This is a genomic window from Loktanella fryxellensis, assembly GCF_900110065.1.
Taxonomy (GTDB): domain Bacteria; phylum Pseudomonadota; class Alphaproteobacteria; order Rhodobacterales; family Rhodobacteraceae; genus Loktanella; species Loktanella fryxellensis.
In genome coordinates, this window is the sequence record NZ_FOCI01000011.1 from 1 (window position 1) to 18,990 (window position 18,990).

Consider the following 18,990-nt stretch of genomic DNA (forward strand, 5'->3'; position numbering starts at 1 on the left):
ACGACCCAGTCCAGCCCCGTGAGCCGCAGCAGGCTCTCGACGAAGCCCGTCGTCTGCCGAAGCGCCATCCCGAAAAGCACTTTCATGGTCAGACACGTCTGGATGGCGGCGTCACTGAAGGTCCGCGACCTGCCCCTCTTGCCGGAAGGTTCGGCATCCCAGTTCATCTCGGGATCGAACCAGATCGTCAGTGATCCGCGGCGCTTCAGCGCCGCGTTGTAATCAGCCCAGTTCGTCGTCTTGTAGGTAAGTGATGTCGGTTTGCTCATGCGGGCCAGCTACCACACTGGATTCACAACATGAATCCCTCTCGGATTTGTGCAACAGAGCCGGTAAATCGTACCTTGGCTGCCTTGTTTGATCCTGACCTCTCAGAGGACCAACAGAACGTCAAGGCTTCAAACATTATGGCGAAATATGATTGGAGTCTTACAACGCCGATATTTGATTTAGCCGTTCTTTGTCTTAAAAGAGATTTTACAACGTTGATTCCCGCCGCAATGCGCGCGGCCGAATCTGGCCTGAGCTACGCTGACGCGAGAACGTTTGTGGTCTTTAGAGAGGCTAGAGAAAGGGATGGCTTTTTAGAATGTTTTCCTAGATCGGCACTCATGCTTCCTTTGATAGTAGACGAGAACTGAAGAAGCTCTTAAATCCTTCACAGCTCTCCCGCCATCTTCCGCCCATCCCGTCTCTCGGCCAGCTGATACCCGATCGGTTGGTCGTGGTTAAACCGGTAATTCCGGCGCTCCACCGCTGAGAACGAAAACGTCAGGCCCGCCGCCATCGCGCCCGATGACACCAAAGTTCGTAACCGCCGCCGCAATCGCCCCTCTTGCCATCCGCCCCCACACCCCAGTCGCGATTGCCACCTTCCTCCCGAAAGCCCCCCATGCGCATCTTTGCCCTCAAATCCTGCGACACCTGCCGCAAAGCCATCAAGGCCCTCCGCGCGGCAGGCCGTGACCCGCAGATCATCGACGTGCGCAGCGACGGGCTGAGCGACGAGGACCGCACCGCGATCCTCGTCCACTTCGGGGATGCGGCGATCAACAGGTCATCGACCACGTGGCGGGCGCTGGCCGAGGCGGAAAAGGCGCAGCCGACCGCCACCCTCCTGCAGCAGCATCCGACCCTGATGAAGCGGCCCGTGATCCAGAACGGCGAGGCATGGACCATCGGCTGGAAAGCCGACGCGCAGGCGGCGCATCTGTAACGCAGCGGGGCGACCCAAGGGCCGCCCCAGCACCGCTTAGGCCAGAGCGTCGACCTCGGTCACTGGCACATCCACGTCCGCCGCGACGGCAGGCCCGTGGCCCGCACCCGCGCGCAGGTCGGGCGCCGTCGCTTCCGCAGCGAGTTGCGCCACGATCGCGTCCAGCGTCATGACGCGGGTCTGCGCCTCGCCCAGACGGCGGACGGAGGCGGTGCGCTCCTCCACCTCTCGGCCACCCAGTGCGAGGATCACGGGTACGCGGCCGACGGAGTGTTCGCGGACCTTGTAGTTGATCTTCTCGTTGCGGGTGTCCGCCTCGGCCCGGATGCCGCGCGCGCGCAAGGCCGCAACCACCTCGAACGCGTAGTTGTCCGCGTCCGACACAATGGTGGCCACGACGACCTGACGCGGGGCCAGCCAGAACGGCAGCTTGCCCGCGTGCTCCTCGATCAGGATGCCGATGAACCGCTCGAAGCTGCCCAGCACGGCGCGGTGCAGCATGACGGGGCGGTGCTTGGCCCCGTCCTGTGCGACATAGTTCGCGTCCAGACGGTCCGGCAGGTTGGGATCCACCTGCAGCGTGCCGCACTGCCATTCGCGCCCGATGGCGTCGGTCAGCGTGAATTCCAGCTTCGGGCCATAGAAGGCACCTTCGCCCGGCAGCAGGGTGAAGTCGTAGCCCGCCGCCTTGCAGGCATCGCCCAGCGCCGCCTCGACCCGGTCCCAGCTCTCATCCGACCCGATGCGCTGGTCGGGGCGCGTGGACAGCTTGATCGTCCAGTCGTGAAAGCCGAGGTCGGCATAGACGGAGGCGAGCAGCTTGATGAACTTCTCCGTCTCGGCCACGATCTGGTCGTCGGTGCAGAAGATGTGCGCGTCGTCCTGCGTGAACCCGCGCACGCGCATGATGCCGTGCAGCGCGCCGGACGGCTCATACCGGTTGCAGGACCCGAATTCGGCCATGCGCAGGGGCAGGTCACGGTAGGACTTCAGCCCCTGATTGAAGATCTGCACGTGGCAGGGGCAGTTCATCGGTTTCAGCGCGTTGACGGTCTTCTCGCGCGCGTGATCCTCGTCCACTTCGACGATGAACATGTGGTCCTGATAGTTGTCCCAGTGGCCGGACTTCTCCCACAGCACGCGGTTCACGACCTGCGGGGTGTTCACCTCCACATAGCCATCTGACCGCTGTTTGCGGCGCATGTAGTCCTGCAGCGTGGTGTAGATCGTCCAGCCGTTCGGGTGCCAGAACACCTGACCCGGCGCTTCCTCCTGCATGTGGTACAGGTCCATCTCGCGCCCCAGCTTGCGGTGGTCGCGCTTGGCGGCCTCCTCCAGCATGTGCAGGTGGGCCTTCAGGTCGTCCTTGTTGGCGAAGGCCACGCCATAGATGCGCTGCAGCATCTGGCGGTTGCTGTCGCCGCGCCAGTAGGCCCCGGCGATGGACATGAGCTTGAAGCCATCGGCGGGCACCTGCCCGGTGTTCTGCAGGTGCGGGCCGCGGCACAGGTCCTGCCAGTCGCCGTGCCAGTACATGCGCAGCGGCTCATTGCCCGGGATGCTCTCGATCAGCTCGACCTTGTAGGGCTCGGCCCGGTCGCGGTAATGCTGAATCGCGCGGTCGCGGTCCCAGATTTCCGTGCGGACATCATCGCGGGCGTTGATGATCTCCTTCATCTTCTTCTCGATGGTGGAAAGGTCGTCCGGCGTGAACGGCTCGCTCCGGTAAAAGTCGTAATACCAGCCGTCCTTGATGACCGGGCCGATCGTGACCTGAGTGTCGGGCCAGATCGCCTGCACGGCGCGGGCCATGATGTGCGCAAGGTCGTGGCGGATCAACTCGAGCGCGGGGACCGCGTCCTTGAGCGTGTTGATGGCGATGCTAGCATCAGCGTCGATGGGCCAGGCGAGGTCCCAGTGCGCCCCGTCCACGGTGGCGCTGATCGCCTTCTTGCGCAAGCTGGGCGAAATGTCGGCGGCCACGTCGGCGGCGGTGATGCCTGCGTCGTAATGGCGTGCATTGCCATCGGGGAATGTCAGGGTGATCTGGGCCATGTGTCTGGCTCCTCATCGGTTTGGCGCCCACGGAACGCCCGGTTGCGGGATATGTGTGCCGCTTCCATGCCGTGCGCGGCCAAGGGGGTCAAGAGCGGGGTCTTGCAGGTCGGTGTCCGCCATGCTGTCCTGCGCGTCCACAGCAAGGGAGGGCAGGGCCATGCCGCAGATGCTGACCACACCGCAGGGGCGCACCATCGCCCATCACCGCACGCCCGGCACAGGGCCGACCGTCGTGTTCCTTGGCGGGTTCAAGTCCGACATGGGCGGCACCAAGGCGGTGCATCTTGAAGCCTGGGCGCAGGCGCGGGGGCAGGCCTTCGTCCGCTTCGACTATTCCGGCCATGGCGAGAGTGGTGGTGCCTTCGAGGAGGGCTGCATCGGCGACTGGCTGGCCGACGCGCGGGCCGTACTCGACACCATCGACGGCCCGCTGCTGCTGGTCGGCTCCTCCATGGGCGGTTGGATCTCGCTGCTGTGCGCGCGTGCGATGCCGGAGCGGATCGCGGGGCTGGTCACGATCGCCGCCGCCCCCGATTTCACCGAGGACAGCATGTGGGCCCGGTTCGATGCGGACCAACGCGCGGCGCTGGCGCGTGACGGCCGTGTGGCGCTGCCGTCGGAATATGGCGCGCCTTACGTCATCACTGAACGGCTGATCGTCGATGGTCGCGATCATCTGGTGCTGCGCACCCCGCTGCACCTGCCGTTCCCGGTGCGGTTCCTGCAGGGGTCGGCGGATGTGGATGTGCCTGTCGGCGTGGCGCAGCACCTGCTGGACCATGCCAGCGGGCCTGACATGCGGCTGACGCTGGTGAAGGGTGCGGATCACCGGTTTTCCGATGACGCCTGCCTTAGGTTGCTGACACGGACCGTGGAACAGCTGCTGGGTTAAGCGACCTGCCGGGGCCCCGCCCGGCGGCGGTCTACACGGTGATGGACCTGCGGGTTGCGGTCCGGGCCTGTGCCTGACATGCAGGGCCTGACCGATGGACAGGACGTGACATGACGCGCGACCCACTGGTGCTGATCCCGCCGATGCTGTGCGATGCGCGGATCTTTGGTCCGATCATGGCGGGCCTGTCGCCGCACCACGCCGTGACAATCATGCCCACCGCTGGGGCCGAGCGGATCGAGGACATGGCGAGCCGCATCCTCGACTGGGCGCCTGCGCGCTTTGCGTTGCTGGGCCTGTCGATGGGCGGCAGCGTGGCGCTGGAGGTGATCCGCCGCGCCCCCGACCGGGTGACGCGCATCGCGCTGCTGGACTGCACCGCGCAGGCGGAAACGCCGCAGGTCGCCGCTGCGCGCGAGCCGCTGATCGTGGCCGCCCGGTCGGGCCGGTTCGCCGACGTGATCGCACAGGAGATCCCGCTGGCCTGCCTTGCGCCCAGCCCGTATCGGCGCGGCATCCGTGCGCTGCTGGCCGACATGGCGGCGGCACTGGGGCCGGAGGCCTATGTGGCGCAGGCCCGCGCGATGATGCGCAGACGGGATCAGGCGGCCACCTTGCGGCAGATCAGGGCGCCAGCGCTGGTGATGTGCGGCGAGCTCGACCCGATCTGGACCGTGCGCCGTCATCAGTTCATGGCCGAGATGATCCCCCGCGCGCGGCTGGAGGTGATTGCCGACGCGGGTCACCTGCCGCCGCTGGAACAGCCGGAGGCGACGCTGGAAGTGCTGCGCGACTGGCTGACGTGGCCGGTGCCGAAGCCAGGCCCACCGCCGCCCGGTCGCTGACCGCGCCTCAGGTGGCGGCGGATTTGCGCGTCTTGGCCTTTGGCGTGATCGGCGTCACGTTCGACGGCGCGCTATTGCGCTTGGCCACGGTGGTGGCCGCTGGGGCCGCGTCCGCCGCCTTGCGCACGGTGACCCGGTCGTCGCCCGCGTTGGCGTCGATGAAGGCGAGCACCAGCGGGCGGATGTTCTTGCGCCACTTGGCCCCGGCGAAGATGCCGTAGTGGCCCGCGCCCGGTTCCAGATGCGACGCCTTTTTCGCATCGGGCAGCCCGGTCATCAGGGCGAGTGCCGCAAGGCACTGGCCGGGGGCCGAGATGTCGTCCTTCTCGCCCTCGACCACCTTGACCGCGACGGTCGTGATCTTGCCGATGTCCACCGGCTTGCCCGCCACGACGAAGGCGTTGCGCGCGATATCGCGGTTCTTGAACACCCGCTCGACCGTGGAGAGGTAGAACTCTGCCGGCATGTCCATAACGGCGAGGTATTCGTCGTAGAATTCGTTGTGCTTGTCGTGATCCGACGCCTCGCCCTTGGCGGTCGCGATGATCTGGTCGCGGAACGCCTTGGTGTGCAGTTCGCGGTTCATCGAGATAAAGGACGACAGCTGCAGCAGGCCCGGATAGACCTTGCGGCCCACGCCCTTGAACTTGAAGCCGACGCGCTGGATCATCGCGCTTTCCAGTTGTCCCATGCTGACCGAATGGCCGAATTCCGTCACGGCGGTCGGGTTCGCATCCGGGTCGATGGGACCGCCGATCAGCGTCATGGACCGGGGCTGGGCGTCGGGGTTCTCCTCGGCCAGATAGGCGACGGCGGCGAGCGTCAGGGGGGCGGGCTGGCACACGGCGATGATGTGCAGGTCGGGGCCCAGCGTCTTCATGAACTCGACGAGGTAGAGGGTGTAATCCTCCACGTCGAACTTGCCGGCACTGACGGGAATGTCGCGGGCGTTGTGCCAGTCGGTGACGAAGACCTCGCAGTCCGGCAGCAACGAGATCACGGTCTTCTTTACCAGCGTCGCGTAGTGGCCGGACATGGGGGCGACCAGCAGGACGCGCCGCTTCATGTCGTCACGTCCGCCCACGTCGAAGTGGATCAGATTGCCGAACGGCTTTTCCAGCACCGTGTCGATGGTCACGATCTGATCGGTGCCGTCTGCGGCGGTCTGGACGGGGATGTTCCAGTCGGGCCGCACCACCATGCGCGAAAACGCGCGTTCCGTCACCTCGCCCCAGGCGCCGACCCATTCCATGAACGGATTGGCCGTCATCGCCATCGCCGGATAGCTCGCCATCGCGCGGGCGGTGGACCCCAGCCACTGGTTGGTGTTCCGCATGCTTTCCATCAGGTCGTAGGTCATCATATACTTCAAGGGGGAGAGCTCCTGATGTGGATATGCGGCAAATGCTGCAGCTGCAAAGCTAGGGCTGGGGGGACGACATGACAACACAAGATATGACGGAGGCGGAAACGACCGCCAAGAATCTGGCCGTTCTGGAAAAGAATCTTGCGCATGTGGAGGCGCTGACACAGCGCCTGATCGCCGCCTTGGCCAAGGGGCGCGCCGTGCCGCAGGCCCTGCAAGGGCCCAGCCACGACCTCTATGCTAAGGCGGCCGGGGCCTATTGGGCCGAAATGATCAACAACCCCGCCAAGCTGATCGAACATCAGCTGTCGTTCTGGTCCAAGTCCGTGACCCATTTCGTCGAGGCGCAGGCCCTGCTGGCGAAGGGTCACATCGCCGCGCCCGAGGATCGCACCCCCGACGACCGGCGGTTCAGCCATCCGCTGTGGAAGACGAACCCCTATTTCAACTTCGTCAAGCAGCAGTACATGATCAACGCCGCAGCGATCACCACCGCCATCGAGGATGTGGATACGCTGGATGCGGCCGAAAAGAAGCGGCTGCGCTATTTCGGGCAGCAGATCGTCGATCTGTTCAGCCCGACCAACTTTCTCGCCACCAACCCCGAGGCGCTGAGCCTTGCGGTGGAAACCGACGGCGAGTCGCTGATCCGCGGGCTGGAGAACATGGTCCGCGATCTGGAGGACAACGATGGCGACCTGATCGTGACGCTTGCGGACAAGAACGCCTTTACCGTGGGACAGAACCTTGCGACGACGCCGGGCAAGGTCGTGTGCCGCAACCACCTGTTCGAGTTGATCCAGTACACGCCCACCACGGCATCGGTGCATGCGGTGCCGCTGCTGATCTTTCCGCCGTGGATCAACCGCTTCTACATCCTCGACCTGAAGCCCGAGAATTCGATGATCCGCTGGATCGTCGCGCAGGGCTATACGCTGTTCGTCGTCTCATGGGTGAACCCGGATGCCAGCTATGCGGGCACCACGATGACAAACTACGTGCAGGACGGGTTCCTGCGGGCGATCCAGACGGTGAAGGACATCTGCGGTGTCAGCCAGGTCAATGCGGTGGGCTACTGCATCGCGGGCACCACCCTGTCGCTGACGCTGGCGCTGCTGGCGCAGCGGGGCGATACCTCGGTCAAGTCGGCGACGCTGTTCACCGCGCTGACCGACTTTTCCGACCGGGGCGAGGTGGGCGTGTTCCTCGAGGAGGATTTCGTCGGCGGGATCGAGCGCGAAACCTCCGAGACGGGGATTCTCGACAAATACTACATGTCGCGGACCTTCAGCTTTCTGCGGTCCAACGACCTGATCTATGGCCCCGCGATCCGCAGCTACATGATGGGCAAGGCCCCGCCTGCCTTCGATCTGTTGTTCTGGAACGGCGACGCGACCAACCTGCCTGGCAGGATGGCCCAGCAATACCTGCGCGGGCTGTGCCAGCGGGACGAGTTCGCGCAGGGCGGCTACGACGTGGCGGGGGCGACCGTGCATCTGTCGCAGGTCGACGTGCCCGTTTGCGCCATCGCCTGCGAAACGGACCACATCGCCGCATGGAAAAGCAGCTTTCGCGGCGTGCAGAAGATGGGGTCAGGGGACAAGACCTTTATCCTGTCCGGGTCGGGTCACATCGCTGGCATCGTCAATCCGCCCGCCAAGAAGAAGTACGGCCACTGGACCAACCCCGACATGACCGCCACCCCCGACGACTGGAAGGCGCAGGCCACGCCGCACGACGGCAGCTGGTGGCCCCTGTGGGACGGCTGGCTGGCCCCGCGGTCGGGCCGTCAGGTGGCCGCGCGCACGCCCGGCACCGACACCTATCCCGTCCTGTGCGATGCCCCCGGCACCTATGTCATCGGGGCGTGACCCGCACACGTCATGATTAATCAACGGCAACAGTCGTTTGGATGAAACCTGCCGGGCATTATGCTGCAGTGCAGAAAAAACTTGAAATGCTGCAGTGCAGCATCTATATCGGGTTCAGACGAAAACAGGCGTCAGACGGTTCTGGTGCCACTTCTTGAAAAAGGATTGATCCAATGGCCAAGACCCAAGATTTCACCAACGTATTCAAAGACATGATGGGGTCGTTCCCGATCGACACCAAGTCGATGGAAGACGCCTACAAGTCGCAGGCCACGCTGGCAGAGAAGCTGTCCACCGTGTCGCTGACCGCTGCACAGGAATCCGCACAGCTGTCCGCCAAATGGGCTCAGGACACGCTGGCCAAGATGCAGGACATGACGAAAGCCAAGTCCGAGCCCGCCGACTATGCCAAGTCGATGACCGACTTCACCACGGCGACCGCCGAATCGGCTGCCGAGCACATGGCCGCCTTTGCCGAGATCGCCAAGCGCGTGCAGACACAGACGCTTGAGCTGATGATGGCCGCCGGCAAGGACATGTCCGAGGACATGACCACCGCAGCCAAGAAGGCGCAGGACGACATGTCCGCGGCCGCCAAGAAGGCCACGAACGCCGCCAAGTAAGCGGACAATGTTCAGACGAGATCAGGCGCGTCCCCGTAAGGGGCGCGCCTTTTTGCATCCGGCAGTTTTCCTTGTCTGTTTCGCAGGCGCGGCATAGCTTTGCTGCATCGCATCACGCCTAGGGAAGGGCAGTCCATGGCCGCCATCGACAAACCGCTGCTCATCAAGCGTTATGCCAGCCGCCGGCTGTATAATACCGAAACCAGCGACTACGTGACGCTGGACGATATCGCTGGCTTCATCCGCGCGGGCCGCGAGGTGCAGATCGTGGACCTCAAGTCCGGCGACGACCTGACCCGGCAGTATCTGCTGCAAATCATCGCCGAACACGAAAGCCGTGGTGAAAGCGTGCTTGGCGTCGACCTGCTGACCGACCTCGTGCGCAGCTATACCACGCAGGCCGCGTCCGTCGTGCCACAGTTCCTGACCGCCAGCTTCGAGATGCTGCGCGACGGGCAAAGCAAGGCGATGGAGAACATGACCAAGACGAACCCGCTGATGAACATGCCGGGGTTCGAGGCGATGCGCGTCCAGCAGGAGGCGTTCTTCAAGGCGATGACCGGCGGGCTGATCCCCGGCGTGTCACGCGACGCTGCCAAAACGGCCACGGCCCCGGACGAGGACCTTGACGCGATCAAGGCGGAACTGGCGCAGATGCAGGCCCGCCTTGCCCGGATGGGCAAGACCGGCGGCTGACGCCGCTACAGCCCCAGCCTGTCGCGCAGCGCGAACCACGTCATCGCCAGCGTCAGCAGCGGCGCGCGAAAGGCGGGACCGCCCGGAAAGTTCGGGACGGGCAGTTTTGACATCACGTCGAACCGGTCGGTCTGGCCGATGATCGCCTCGGCCATGACGCGACCGGCAAAGCCCGACAGGGCCACCCCGTGGCCCGAGAATCCGGCCCCAGACCACATGTTGCTGCCGACCTTCTGCAAGGCGGGCAGGCGGGTCATCGTGATGCCCAGCGTGCCACCCCAGACGTGATCCAGACGCACCTGTGCCAGTTGCGGGAACAGCGACACCATGCGGTGGTGCAACGCGCCAGAGATGTCCTCCGGGTAGGCCAGCGAATAGCTTTCGCGGCCACCGAACAGCAGGCGTCGATCCTCTGAAAAACGGTAGTAGTTCACCACGAACTTGCTGTCGGCGACGGCCACGTCGCGGGTCAGCACCTCGTCCGCCAGATCGCCAAGCGGCTCCGTCGCCCCGATGAACGAGTTGATCGGCATCACCTTGGCCGCGACCGTGCGGTTCAGCCCCGGCAGATACCCGTTGCCCGCAAGGATGACATTGTCCGCGATGACCCGCCCGCGCCCGGTCTGTACCGTCGCGGGCCGCCCGCGCGCGATGCGGTGCACCTCCGACCCTTCGTGGATCACGACGCCCGCCGCCTCTGCGGCAGTCGCCAAGCCCACGGCATAGCGCAGCGGATGGATATGCGCCGCACCCATGTCGAGCCAGCCACCGGCATAGGCCCGCGTCCGCACGATATCGCGCAGCCCGGCGCGGTCCAGCGGGACGATCTTGTCGTAGCCATAGGTTTTCGACAGATACGCGGCCTCGGAATGCAGGGCGCGGGTGGCCTGCGCCTTGTAGGTGCCAAAGGCGACCCCGGGCGTCCAGCGGGCGTCCGGCGCGTGGGTCGCGACCAGATCGTGCAGGTCGGCCTTGGATTGCTCCGCCGCCTCCCACAACCGGCGCGCCGCGTCATCGCCCAGCTTCTTCGCCAGATCGCTTTGCGCCCAGTTGTAGCCGGACCCGACCTGACCGCCGTTGCGTCCCGATGCCCCGAACCCCGCGCGATGCGCCTCGAGCACGATGACCTTTCGCCCGGCGCGGGCCAGCCGCAGGGCCGCGGTCAGTCCGGTATAGCCGGCGCCGACGATGCATACGTCGGCCCGGTGCGTGCCACGCAGGTCGCTGCGCTGCGGCGGCAATCGCGTGGTCGCGGCGTACCAGCTATCCGGATACTGCCCGGGGCGATCGTTACGATAGAGGGGGTTCATGACTTCAACACGGCAAGGACTGGGGACGGGTACAGGGTCTTGCGACGCCGGAACTATATGAAAGAATAGGTCCAACGCCGGGAGAGGCAAACCGGTGACAACCATGCACAGGACCTGTGCGGTGGTCGGACACTAGACATTCAGCAGCAGATGCTCCCGCTCCCACGGGCTGATCACCTGCAGGAACTCGTTGTATTCCGCATGCTTTACGATCGAATAAACGCGGGCGAATTCCTCTCCCAGCACGCCGTGGATCTCCTTGGCCTTGTCGAACAGCATCAAGGCATCGTGAAGACCCTCCGGGATCGCGGCCTCGGCGTCGTAGGCGTCGCCGCGATAGCTTTTCGCGGGCCAGATCTCGTTCTTCATGCCCAGATAGCCGCAGGCGAGGCTGGCCGCGATGCACAGGTAGGGGTTGCAATCCATCCCCGCGAGGCGGTTTTCGACGCGCCGCGCCTCTGGCGGGCTGATCGGGATGCGGATACCGGTGGTGCGGTTGTCGCGGCCCCATTCGAGGTTGATGGGGGCCGCATGGTCGCGCACGTAGCGGCGATAGCTGTTCACGTAAGGTGCTATCACGGCGACAACCGACGGCATGTGCTGCTGCAATCCGCCGATGAAGTGGAAGAAATCGTCCGTCTCGCCGCCCGCTGGCCCGCAGAAGATGTTGCGGCCCTTTGAATCGAGCACAGAGTGGTGGACGTGCATCGCAGATCCGGGCTCGCCTTCGATCGGTTTGGCCATGAAGGTGGCGGTGCAGTCGTGCTTCAGCGCCGCCTCGCGCAGCAGGCGCTTGAAGAAGAACACCTCGTCCGCGAGCTTGACCGGGTCGCCGTGGCGCAGGTTGATCTCGAGCTGACCTGCGCCGCCTTCCTGCGTGATGCCGTCGATCTCGATCCCCTGGATCTCGGCGTATTCGTAGATGTCGTCGATGACGGGGCCGTAGTCGTCGACGGCGGACATCGAATAGGCCTGACGTGCCGCCGCCGGACGGCCCGTGCGGCCCATCATGGGCGCGATGGGTTTGGCGGGGTCGATGTTGCGCCCCACCAGATAGAATTCCATCTCGGGTGCGATGACGGGCGTCCAGCCTTCGGCCTTGTAGAGGTCGCAGACCCGTTTCAGCACGTTGCGCGGACTGCAGCCCACGGGGCGGCCCTTCTGGTCGAAGGCATCGTGGATCACCTGCAGGGTGCCATCCTTGGTCCAGGGTGCCGCGGTCGCGGTGGACAGGTCGGGACGCAGGATCATGTCGGGTTCCAGGAACCCGTCAGGGCCCGCAGCCTCGCCCCATTCGCCGGTGATGGTCTGAAAGAAGATGCTGTTGGGCAGGTGGAAATGCGGCTGCTTGTCCCATTTCGCCGCAGGCACCGCCTTGCCACGGGCGATCCCCGGCAGGTCGGCGATGACGCATTCCACCTCGTCCAGGCGGTTGCCGTCCAGATAGACGCGGGCGGCCTCTGGGATTTCGTCCATCCAGCTCATGCGCGTGCCCCCGCCTGCAGGAACTGCGCCATGCGGTCGGCGATCAGCGCGTTGTCGATGGGGTCGTGTTCGGTCATGCGCGCCTGCGTCAGCAGGTCCGGCGGCACAACGCCTTCGCCGCGCGTATCGCCAAGGCGGCGGGTGAAGGCGCTGTCGAATTCGGGATGCGCCTGCACCGTCAGGATGCGGTCGCCGTAGACCAGCGCTGCATTGGCGCAATGGGCGTTCGACGCGATGACCTGTGCGCCTTCCGGCGCCTCCACCACCTGATCCTGATGCCACGCGTTCAGGGCGACGGTTTCACCCTGCCAGTCGTAGGTCTGCCGCCCCACGGCCCAGCCGCCCGCGAACTTCTCGACCCGGCCACCCAGCGCCTGTGCGACGATCTGATGGCCAAAGCAGATGCCGACCATCGGCACGGCGGCGGCATAGGCGTCGCGGATGAACGTCTCGAGCGGGGCGATGAAAGGGTGATCCTCGTAGGCGCCGTGCTTCGATCCGGTGATCAGCCACCCTTGCGCCGCGTGGACGCCGTCGGGGAACTGCATGTCCACCACGTCCCATGTCGTGAAGTCGAAGTCGTGGCCGCCCAGCAGACGCTGGAACAGGTCCGCGTAGTCGCCCGTATCCGGTCGCATCGCGTCGGGCGCGTGACCGGTCTGTAGTATTCCGATGTGCATGGATCACCTGTGTTGATGCGCGAACGTAAGGCGGCCCCGCGACCGTGGCAACCCGGCCAGAGGGCCGATCAGCGGATGATCTGGGGGCGGATGCGCAGGCGTTTGCGCCCGTCCTGCGGCAGGTGCCGGTTCAGGCGTGCGTTCATCAGGCCGAACCCCGCGATCACCGCCAGCGTCAGCAGGATGAAATAGAACGCAAGGATCGGGTAGGGGATGAACGGGTTGAACGTGCGGTCCGCGAAGTAGGTCGCGTAATACAGCGCGTCCCCCCGCTGCTGCAGCGCCGGAAAGCCCGAAAAAAACACCAGCGTGGTGGCGTGGAACAGAAAGATCGCCTCGTTCGTGTAGGCGGGCCAGGCCAGGCGCAGCATCGTGGGCCAGACCACGCGGCGGAACCGCGACCAGCCGGACAGGCCGTAGGCGTCAGCCGCCTCCGTCTCGCCCTTGGGGATCGACAGCAGTGCACCGTGAAAGATTTCCGCTGAATAGGCGGCGGTGTTGAAGAACAGCACGACCAGCGCGCCTGCCCAGGCAGAGGTGAACACGCCGAAGACGGGTGCAACCCCTTTCAGCGACAGGAACAGGAAGTAGGCGAAGAAGAACTGGATGAAGAGCGGCGAGCCGCGAAACACGAAGATGAAGGCGTTGCACGGCCGCCGCAGCCAGCCGCGCGGCGATGCCTTGCCCAGTGCCAGTGCGGTGGCCAGCAGGAACCCCGCCGCAAGGGCCACTGCCCCCAGCAGGACGTTCCAGATCATGCCCGATCCGATCAGCGTGAACTGCTGGCACAGAGTGAAATCGCTGCGCGGCAGCAGGCGTTCGCCGATGCCGATGCTGCGCAATCCGTAGGCGGTGATGGTGTCCCAGCAGCTCATGCGGTGGCCTTGCGCTGCGCTTCACCACCCGCGGTGGCCTGACCGCGGGTCAAACGGTCCATGACCCGGCCGAGGACCGTCTCCGACACCTTTGTCAGCGCCAGGTAGAACACCAGCAGCGCCAGGAAATACCACATGCGCCAGTCGCCATGCGGATAGTCGGTGAAGTTGGGCGTCTTGGTGCTGCCAAGCTCGCGCGCCCAGTAGACGATATCCTCGACACCCAGCAGGAACAGCAGGGGCGTCGCCTTGATCAGGACCATCCACAGGTTCGACAGGCCGGGCAGGGCATAGACCCACATCTGCGGCACGAGGATGCGGCGCGTCACCTGACGGCGCGACATGCCGTAAGCCTCTGCCGTCTCCAACTGGCCGCGCGGCACGGCACGCATCGCCCCGAACAGCACATTGCCCGCGAAGGCCCCGAACACGATGGAGAAGGTCAGCACCGCCAGCGCGAAGCTGTAGGTGTCGTGGACCCAGGCGGGCGCATTGCCCAAGGGCACCTTGGCCGCGGTGCAGACGACGAAATCGTTGCCCTGCCGCACCGGCATGTCCCAGTCGGGGCAGATCGCCTTGTGGCGCAGGTATTCGATCGCCTGATCTAGGGCGATCACGAAGAACAGGAAGAACGCGATGTCCGGCACGCCACGCACCAGTGCCATGTAGCTTTTGCCGAACCAGCGCAGGGGTGCCGCCCGGCTGCGCGCGGCGGTGGCCCCGCCATAGCCGAACAGCAGTGCTATGGGTGCGGTGATCGCCAGCAGCAGCAGCACCGTGCCCACGGCCCAGTAGATGCCCAGATGCTTGCCCGTGGTCAGGTAGCATGACAGCCATGCAAGGCCGTCGAGGCTGGCCGGATCTGTGCAAAAACTGAAGATGGCGCGATCCCTGCCTGCGGCTTTTCGAGTTTATCTTGTCAGATGAAGGGCAGGCGTCGCGCAACAGGGGTTGCGCGACGCCCGGACGATCAGAACGTGGCGGAACCGGGCAGCTGCTCGGTGATCAGCGTGTTCAGGGTGCCGTCGTCCTTCATCGACTGGATCGCGGCGTCGAACTTGGCCTTCAGCTCGGTGTCGCTTTCGCGGATGCCGGCACCGATGCCGCCGCCGATCAGCACGTCCTCGCCGACCATGGCAAGGCTGGCGTCAGCCTCGACGATGGGCACAAGGAACGCCTTGTCGGCCAGCACCGCGTCGGCTTCGCCGTTGCGGACGGCGGCGACGGCTTCTTCCGGGGTGGCAAATTCCAGCAGGGTCGCGCCGGACAGGTCTGTGGCGACATAGCCCGCCTGGATGGTGCCGGTCTGGGCCGCGATGATGGCGCTGTCCAATGCCACATCCGCATTCATGCCGACGAAGGCGCTGGGATCGGGCTGGGTGTAGGGTTCGGAGAAGTCGATGACGTCGTCACGTTCCGGCGTGATCGACATGCCCGCCATGATGACGTCGTAGTTGCCGGACACGAGGTTCGGGATGATGCTGTCCCAGTCGTTCGTCACCCAGGTGCAGGTCAGTTCGGCCCGCGCGCACAGCTCGTCGCCCAGAACCCGCTCGAATCCGTCCACTTCGCCCGCGTCGTTGAGGAAGTTGTACGGAGGGTAGGCGCCTTCGGTGCCGATGCGCACCACGTCCTGCGCCATGGCGGTACCCGCCAACAGGACAAGGGCCGCAGTCGTCAATGTCAGTTTGGTCATCGTCGTCTCCCGGTTGATGGGCCGTCATCGCGGCCCTTTGCGGTAAAAGGGTTAAGCGAAACGTCGCCCATGGCAAGCGGATAAGGTCAGGCCTCAGACCGTGGCGGGCGCGTGGGCGGCCATTTGGGCGGGCAGGGTGGCCGACAGGAACCCACGCAGACGGTCGGTCTGCGGATCGGTCAGGATCCGGCCCGGCGGCCCCTGTTCCTCGATCCGGCCCTGATGCAGGAACACCACGTGATCGCTGACGTCGGCGGCCATGCGCATGTCGTGGGTCACGATCAGCATGGTGCGGCCTTCCTCGGCCAGCGCCTGGATGACGCGGACCACCTCCTGCTCCAGCTCCGGGTCGAGGGCGGAGGTCGGCTCGTCGAACAGCAGCGCCTTGGGTTCCATGCAGAGCGCACGGGCGATCGCCGCGCGCTGCTGCTGACCGCCCGATAATTGGGCAGGAAACGCATCGGCCTTGTCCGCGATGCCCACCTTGGCAAGGTAGCCGCGCGCCACCGATTCGACCTGCGCGCGGTCGCGCTTCAGCACCGTGACCGGCGCCTCCATCACGTTTTGCAGCACGGTCATGTGCGCCCACAGGTTGAACTGCTGGAACACCATCGACAGGTTCGTGCGGATGCGGATCATCTGCGCGTGATCGGCGGGGCGGCGGTTCGCCCCCGCCCCCTTCCAGCGCACGGGGTCGCCGTCGAAGATAATGTCGCCCTGCTGGCTGTCCTCCAGCAGGTTGGCGCAGCGCAGCAGGGTGGACTTGCCGGATCCGGACGAGCCGATCAGCGACACCACCTGTCCCGCATGGGCAGTGATATCGACGCCCTTCAACACCTCGAGAGAGCCATAGGCCTTGTGCAGGTTGCGAATCGCGATGACGGGCGTGGCGGATGATGTGTTCATGGCTGCGGATTACGCCGCAGATCATGACCAAATGCAACCGGGCCATTCCGGCGAGAGTGCGCGGTCAGTGCGCACCCTCGATCCGGCGGCGGGCGGCATTGCTGTCCTGATCGGTGACGCCCAGCATCGGGGCGACCATGCGCATGATGCTGTCCTCGGCCGCGTCGCGGCTGCCGTCGGCCAGCACGATCTGCCACATGGCGCTGATCACGCCCAGCCGGTCGTCGTAATCCACCGCGTCCTTGATCGCGCGGGTGAAACGGACGGTGTCGGGGGCCTCTACCTCCAGCGCCTCGCACTGCTGGCGCAGGGCGGCTGCGTCGGGCACGGCATAGCGGGCGGACAGGATCGCCTCGATCCGGGCCTGCTCGGTCGGGCTGTAATCGCCGTCCGCACGGGCAAGCCGAACCAGCAGGGCACCGAGGGCCAGTCGCGCATCGGCGTCTGGCATCCGGTCGGGGGCGGGGGCGGTCATGCGCCTAAGGAGTTCTGCAAACATGACCCGATGGTAGGGCGCAGATGCGCCGTGGCCAAGGGTGCCGCGTCAGGTCTGCGGGGACACGCGCGCAAAAAGCCGTGACAGAGCGCGGGCCTCGTCCTCGAACCCGTAGGGCGGGTTGATCACGAACAGGCCGGATCCGACCATGCCGTGACCGGGCCGCGCCGGCGGAAAGGCCACCGTATGCGCCATGGCGTCGGGGAATTGCCGGTGCAGCGCGCGCAGCATGGGGCGGTGGCGGGCATCGGCCAGCACCGGATACCACAGGGCAAGGATACCGACCGGCCAGCGGCGGTGCAGCTTGCGCAGGAACTCCGGCACGTCGTCATAATCCGACTTCACCTCCCAGCTCGGGTCGCACAGCAGCAGGCCACGGCGCGGGTCGGGCGGGCAGCGCGACAGGGCCATGGCGAAGCCGTCGGTCTGGCTGACGGTGATGCCGGGCAGGGTGGCGCGCAGCGCATCCGCCTCGGCGGGGTGCAGCTCGGCCAGCGTCACCTCGTCCTCGAACCGCAGCAGGTCCATCGCGATCTGCGGACTGCCGGGATAGGCGTGGCGCCCGTGACGCGCCTGCGTGGCCGCCAGTGCGCGGGCATAGGGGTGATCGGCGGCGAACCAGTCGCGGGCAACGGTGATGCCCCGTGCCGCCTCGCCGGTCTTGCTCGCTTCCGGCCCAGACAGGTCATAGACCGCGCGGCCCGCATGGGTTTCCAGATAGGACAGCGCTTTGGGTTTTTGCACCATGTAGTCCAGCATCCACGCGAGCAATGCATGTTTGTGGACGTCGGCCATGTTCCCGGCGTGATAGGCATGTTGATATGACAGCATCACTTTGCACTAATCGCATTTTCGCGTGTCGTGAAGCCTTGGCCTTAACGCGGCGTTCACATACGTTCGGGATAACAGATTTGAATTGCCGAAAGTGCACCTGATGACCCTGACCCGCCTGGCGCTTGCCGCTTCCGTCGCCGCCTTGCTGCCTGCCGCAGCGATGGCGCAGAACACGCTGTCGTTCGGGATCGGTCCGCAATCGGCCCCCGAATACTTCGGCAGCGATGGGAATACCTCCGGCGTCGCGGCGACCGTCGACATCGAACAGCTCAACCTCGGCCCGTTGCGTTTCGGCAATGGCCCCGACGGCCCGGCTTACGGCATCGGCTTTACCGGGTCGTTCCGCTATATCGCCGAACGCAATGCGCTGGACTATCCCGAACTGGCCGGCACCGACACGATCGACGCAGCCCTCGAGGTCGGTGGCGGCGTGACCTATTCGGCAGCGAATTACTATGTCTTCGCGCTGGCCCGCTATGGCATCACCGGACATGATTCGCTGGTCGGTGAACTGGGCGCCGATGCGGTCGTCCGCCCGACGGCACAGACCGAATTGCGCTTCGGCCCGCGCCTGTTCTTTGCCGACGACGACTATGCGCAGACCTACTTCGGCCTGGGCGCGTCCGAGACGGGCGGCGCGAACGACGCATTCGCCGCGCCATACGACGCCGCCGGTGGCCTGTTGTCACGCGGGGTCGAGGCGAGTGCTTCCTACTCCTTCTCGCCCGACTGGGCATTGCGCGGTGTGGTCCGTTACGACGAGTTCACAAATGACGCCGCCGACAGCCCCATCGTGCTGCAGGGCAGCGACAGCGCAACCAGCCTCAGCCTGATGGCGACGCGCCGCTTCAGCTTCTGATCCGTCGGAACGTGTTTGCTGCAAAGGGCGGCCCCGGTAACGGGGCCGCCCTTTGCACGACCGGTGCGTGATCTCGTTGCGTCGCGATGCGTCGTCCGTGACCACGCTCCGCGGGTTGCAAGGGGGCGATGCCTTGCGAGGGTCTGGCATGTCGGGCCGGGTCAGACCTCATCCCGATGTGCCATACGAGATTGGCCGACATGCGTGACGGCGGTCATTGCGATGGGTCGCCACTTGCCGCGGCATCCCCCGGTGTCAGACCCGCGATGCGTCGTCCGTGAC

Annotated in this window: 18 protein-coding genes and 1 pseudogene; 7 read left to right on the forward strand and 12 right to left on the reverse strand. The window is 65.4% G+C overall.

What is annotated here, in order from left to right:
- On the reverse strand, positions 1-269 hold a 269-nt coding region (locus tag BMX16_RS09660), incomplete at its 3' end, for a transposase (protein WP_177174627.1).
- A gap of 623 nt (positions 270-892) precedes the next feature.
- On the opposite strand from BMX16_RS09660, the gene BMX16_RS09665 reads away from it, so the two are divergent.
- Positions 893-1,216 (forward strand): arsenate reductase family protein, encoded by a 324-nt coding sequence (locus BMX16_RS09665; RefSeq protein WP_089902405.1) that lies wholly within the window; start codon positions 893-895, stop codon positions 1,214-1,216.
- A gap of 114 nt (positions 1,217-1,330) precedes the next feature.
- Here BMX16_RS09665 and thrS read toward each other — a convergent pair.
- Positions 1,331-3,271: pseudogene (thrS, locus tag BMX16_RS09670) on the reverse strand (threonine--tRNA ligase); the annotation flags it as partial.
- A gap of 160 nt (positions 3,272-3,431) precedes the next feature.
- Between thrS and BMX16_RS09675 the strand changes: the two are divergent.
- Both BMX16_RS09675 and BMX16_RS09680 read left to right on the forward strand, forming a co-directional pair.
- Positions 3,432-4,166, forward strand: a complete 735-nt coding sequence (locus tag BMX16_RS09675) for an alpha/beta hydrolase (RefSeq protein ID WP_089902409.1) — start codon at positions 3,432-3,434, stop codon at positions 4,164-4,166.
- 110 nt (positions 4,167-4,276) lie between these two features.
- Complete coding sequence (locus BMX16_RS09680) at positions 4,277-5,011, forward strand: alpha/beta fold hydrolase (protein WP_089902411.1); 735 nt, start codon at positions 4,277-4,279, stop codon at positions 5,009-5,011.
- Positions 5,012-5,018: 7 nt separating this feature from the next.
- Here BMX16_RS09680 and phaZ read toward each other — a convergent pair whose 3' ends face one another.
- The gene (phaZ, locus tag BMX16_RS09685) at positions 5,019-6,383 is read right to left on the reverse strand and encodes a polyhydroxyalkanoate depolymerase (RefSeq protein WP_089902414.1); all 1,365 of its coding nucleotides are present in this window, start codon (positions 6,381-6,383) and stop codon (positions 5,019-5,021) included.
- 68 nt (positions 6,384-6,451) lie between these two features.
- On the opposite strand from phaZ, the gene phaC reads away from it, so the two are divergent.
- The 3 genes from phaC to phaR all read left to right on the forward strand — a co-directional run bounded on the left by phaC (position 6,452) and on the right by phaR (position 9,567).
- A complete protein-coding gene (gene phaC / locus BMX16_RS09690; RefSeq protein ID WP_089902418.1) occupies positions 6,452-8,248 on the forward strand; it encodes a class I poly(R)-hydroxyalkanoic acid synthase in 1,797 nt (598 codons plus the stop codon).
- A 173-nt stretch (positions 8,249-8,421) separates the two neighbouring features.
- The gene (locus tag BMX16_RS09695) at positions 8,422-8,871 is read left to right on the forward strand and encodes a Phasin (protein WP_089902421.1); all 450 of its coding nucleotides are present in this window, start codon (positions 8,422-8,424) and stop codon (positions 8,869-8,871) included.
- Between the two features lie 135 nt (positions 8,872-9,006).
- Positions 9,007-9,567, forward strand: coding sequence for a polyhydroxyalkanoate synthesis repressor PhaR (phaR, locus tag BMX16_RS09700; RefSeq protein ID WP_089902424.1), 561 nt, complete (start codon positions 9,007-9,009; stop codon positions 9,565-9,567).
- Positions 9,568-9,572: 5 nt separating this feature from the next.
- On the opposite strand, the gene BMX16_RS09705 is transcribed toward phaR, so the two are convergent.
- The 9 genes from BMX16_RS09705 to rlmJ all read right to left on the reverse strand — a co-directional run bounded on the left by BMX16_RS09705 (position 9,573) and on the right by rlmJ (position 17,846).
- Entirely contained in the window at positions 9,573-10,877 is a 1,305-nt protein-coding gene (locus BMX16_RS09705) for an NAD(P)/FAD-dependent oxidoreductase (protein WP_089902425.1), read from the reverse strand.
- Between the two features lie 132 nt (positions 10,878-11,009).
- The gene (locus tag BMX16_RS09710) at positions 11,010-12,362 is read right to left on the reverse strand and encodes a glutamine synthetase family protein (protein WP_089902429.1); all 1,353 of its coding nucleotides are present in this window, start codon (positions 12,360-12,362) and stop codon (positions 11,010-11,012) included.
- Positions 12,359-13,042: a type 1 glutamine amidotransferase gene (locus BMX16_RS09715; RefSeq protein ID WP_089902432.1), complete on the reverse strand. Its 684-nt coding sequence runs from the start codon at positions 13,040-13,042 to the stop codon at positions 12,359-12,361. Before BMX16_RS09715 ends, BMX16_RS09710 begins: the two co-directional genes overlap by 4 nt.
- Before the next feature lie 68 nt (positions 13,043-13,110).
- A complete protein-coding gene (locus tag BMX16_RS09720; protein WP_089902435.1) occupies positions 13,111-13,917 on the reverse strand; it encodes an ABC transporter permease in 807 nt (268 codons plus the stop codon).
- Positions 13,914-14,798 carry an ABC transporter permease gene (locus BMX16_RS09725; protein ID WP_089902438.1) on the reverse strand — a complete coding sequence of 295 codons (885 nt, stop codon included), beginning with the start codon at positions 14,796-14,798 and terminating at the stop codon, positions 13,914-13,916. Before BMX16_RS09725 ends, BMX16_RS09720 begins: the two co-directional genes overlap by 4 nt.
- Before the next feature lie 89 nt (positions 14,799-14,887).
- Positions 14,888-15,613, reverse strand: coding sequence for a transporter substrate-binding domain-containing protein (locus BMX16_RS09730; RefSeq protein WP_089902442.1), 726 nt, complete (start codon positions 15,611-15,613; stop codon positions 14,888-14,890).
- A gap of 93 nt (positions 15,614-15,706) precedes the next feature.
- Positions 15,707-16,519: an ABC transporter ATP-binding protein gene (locus BMX16_RS09735; RefSeq protein WP_089902445.1), complete on the reverse strand. Its 813-nt coding sequence runs from the start codon at positions 16,517-16,519 to the stop codon at positions 15,707-15,709.
- A 64-nt stretch (positions 16,520-16,583) separates the two neighbouring features.
- Positions 16,584-17,018, reverse strand: coding sequence for a tellurite resistance TerB family protein (locus tag BMX16_RS09740; RefSeq protein WP_089902448.1), 435 nt, complete (start codon positions 17,016-17,018; stop codon positions 16,584-16,586).
- 45 nt (positions 17,019-17,063) lie between these two features.
- Positions 17,064-17,846: a 23S rRNA (adenine(2030)-N(6))-methyltransferase RlmJ gene (gene rlmJ, locus BMX16_RS09745; protein ID WP_089902451.1), complete on the reverse strand. Its 783-nt coding sequence runs from the start codon at positions 17,844-17,846 to the stop codon at positions 17,064-17,066.
- Positions 17,847-17,949: 103 nt separating this feature from the next.
- Between rlmJ and BMX16_RS09750 the strand changes: the two genes are divergently transcribed.
- Complete coding sequence (locus BMX16_RS09750) at positions 17,950-18,708, forward strand: MipA/OmpV family protein (protein WP_089902454.1); 759 nt, start codon at positions 17,950-17,952, stop codon at positions 18,706-18,708.
- Positions 18,709-18,990 lie beyond the last annotated feature (282 nt).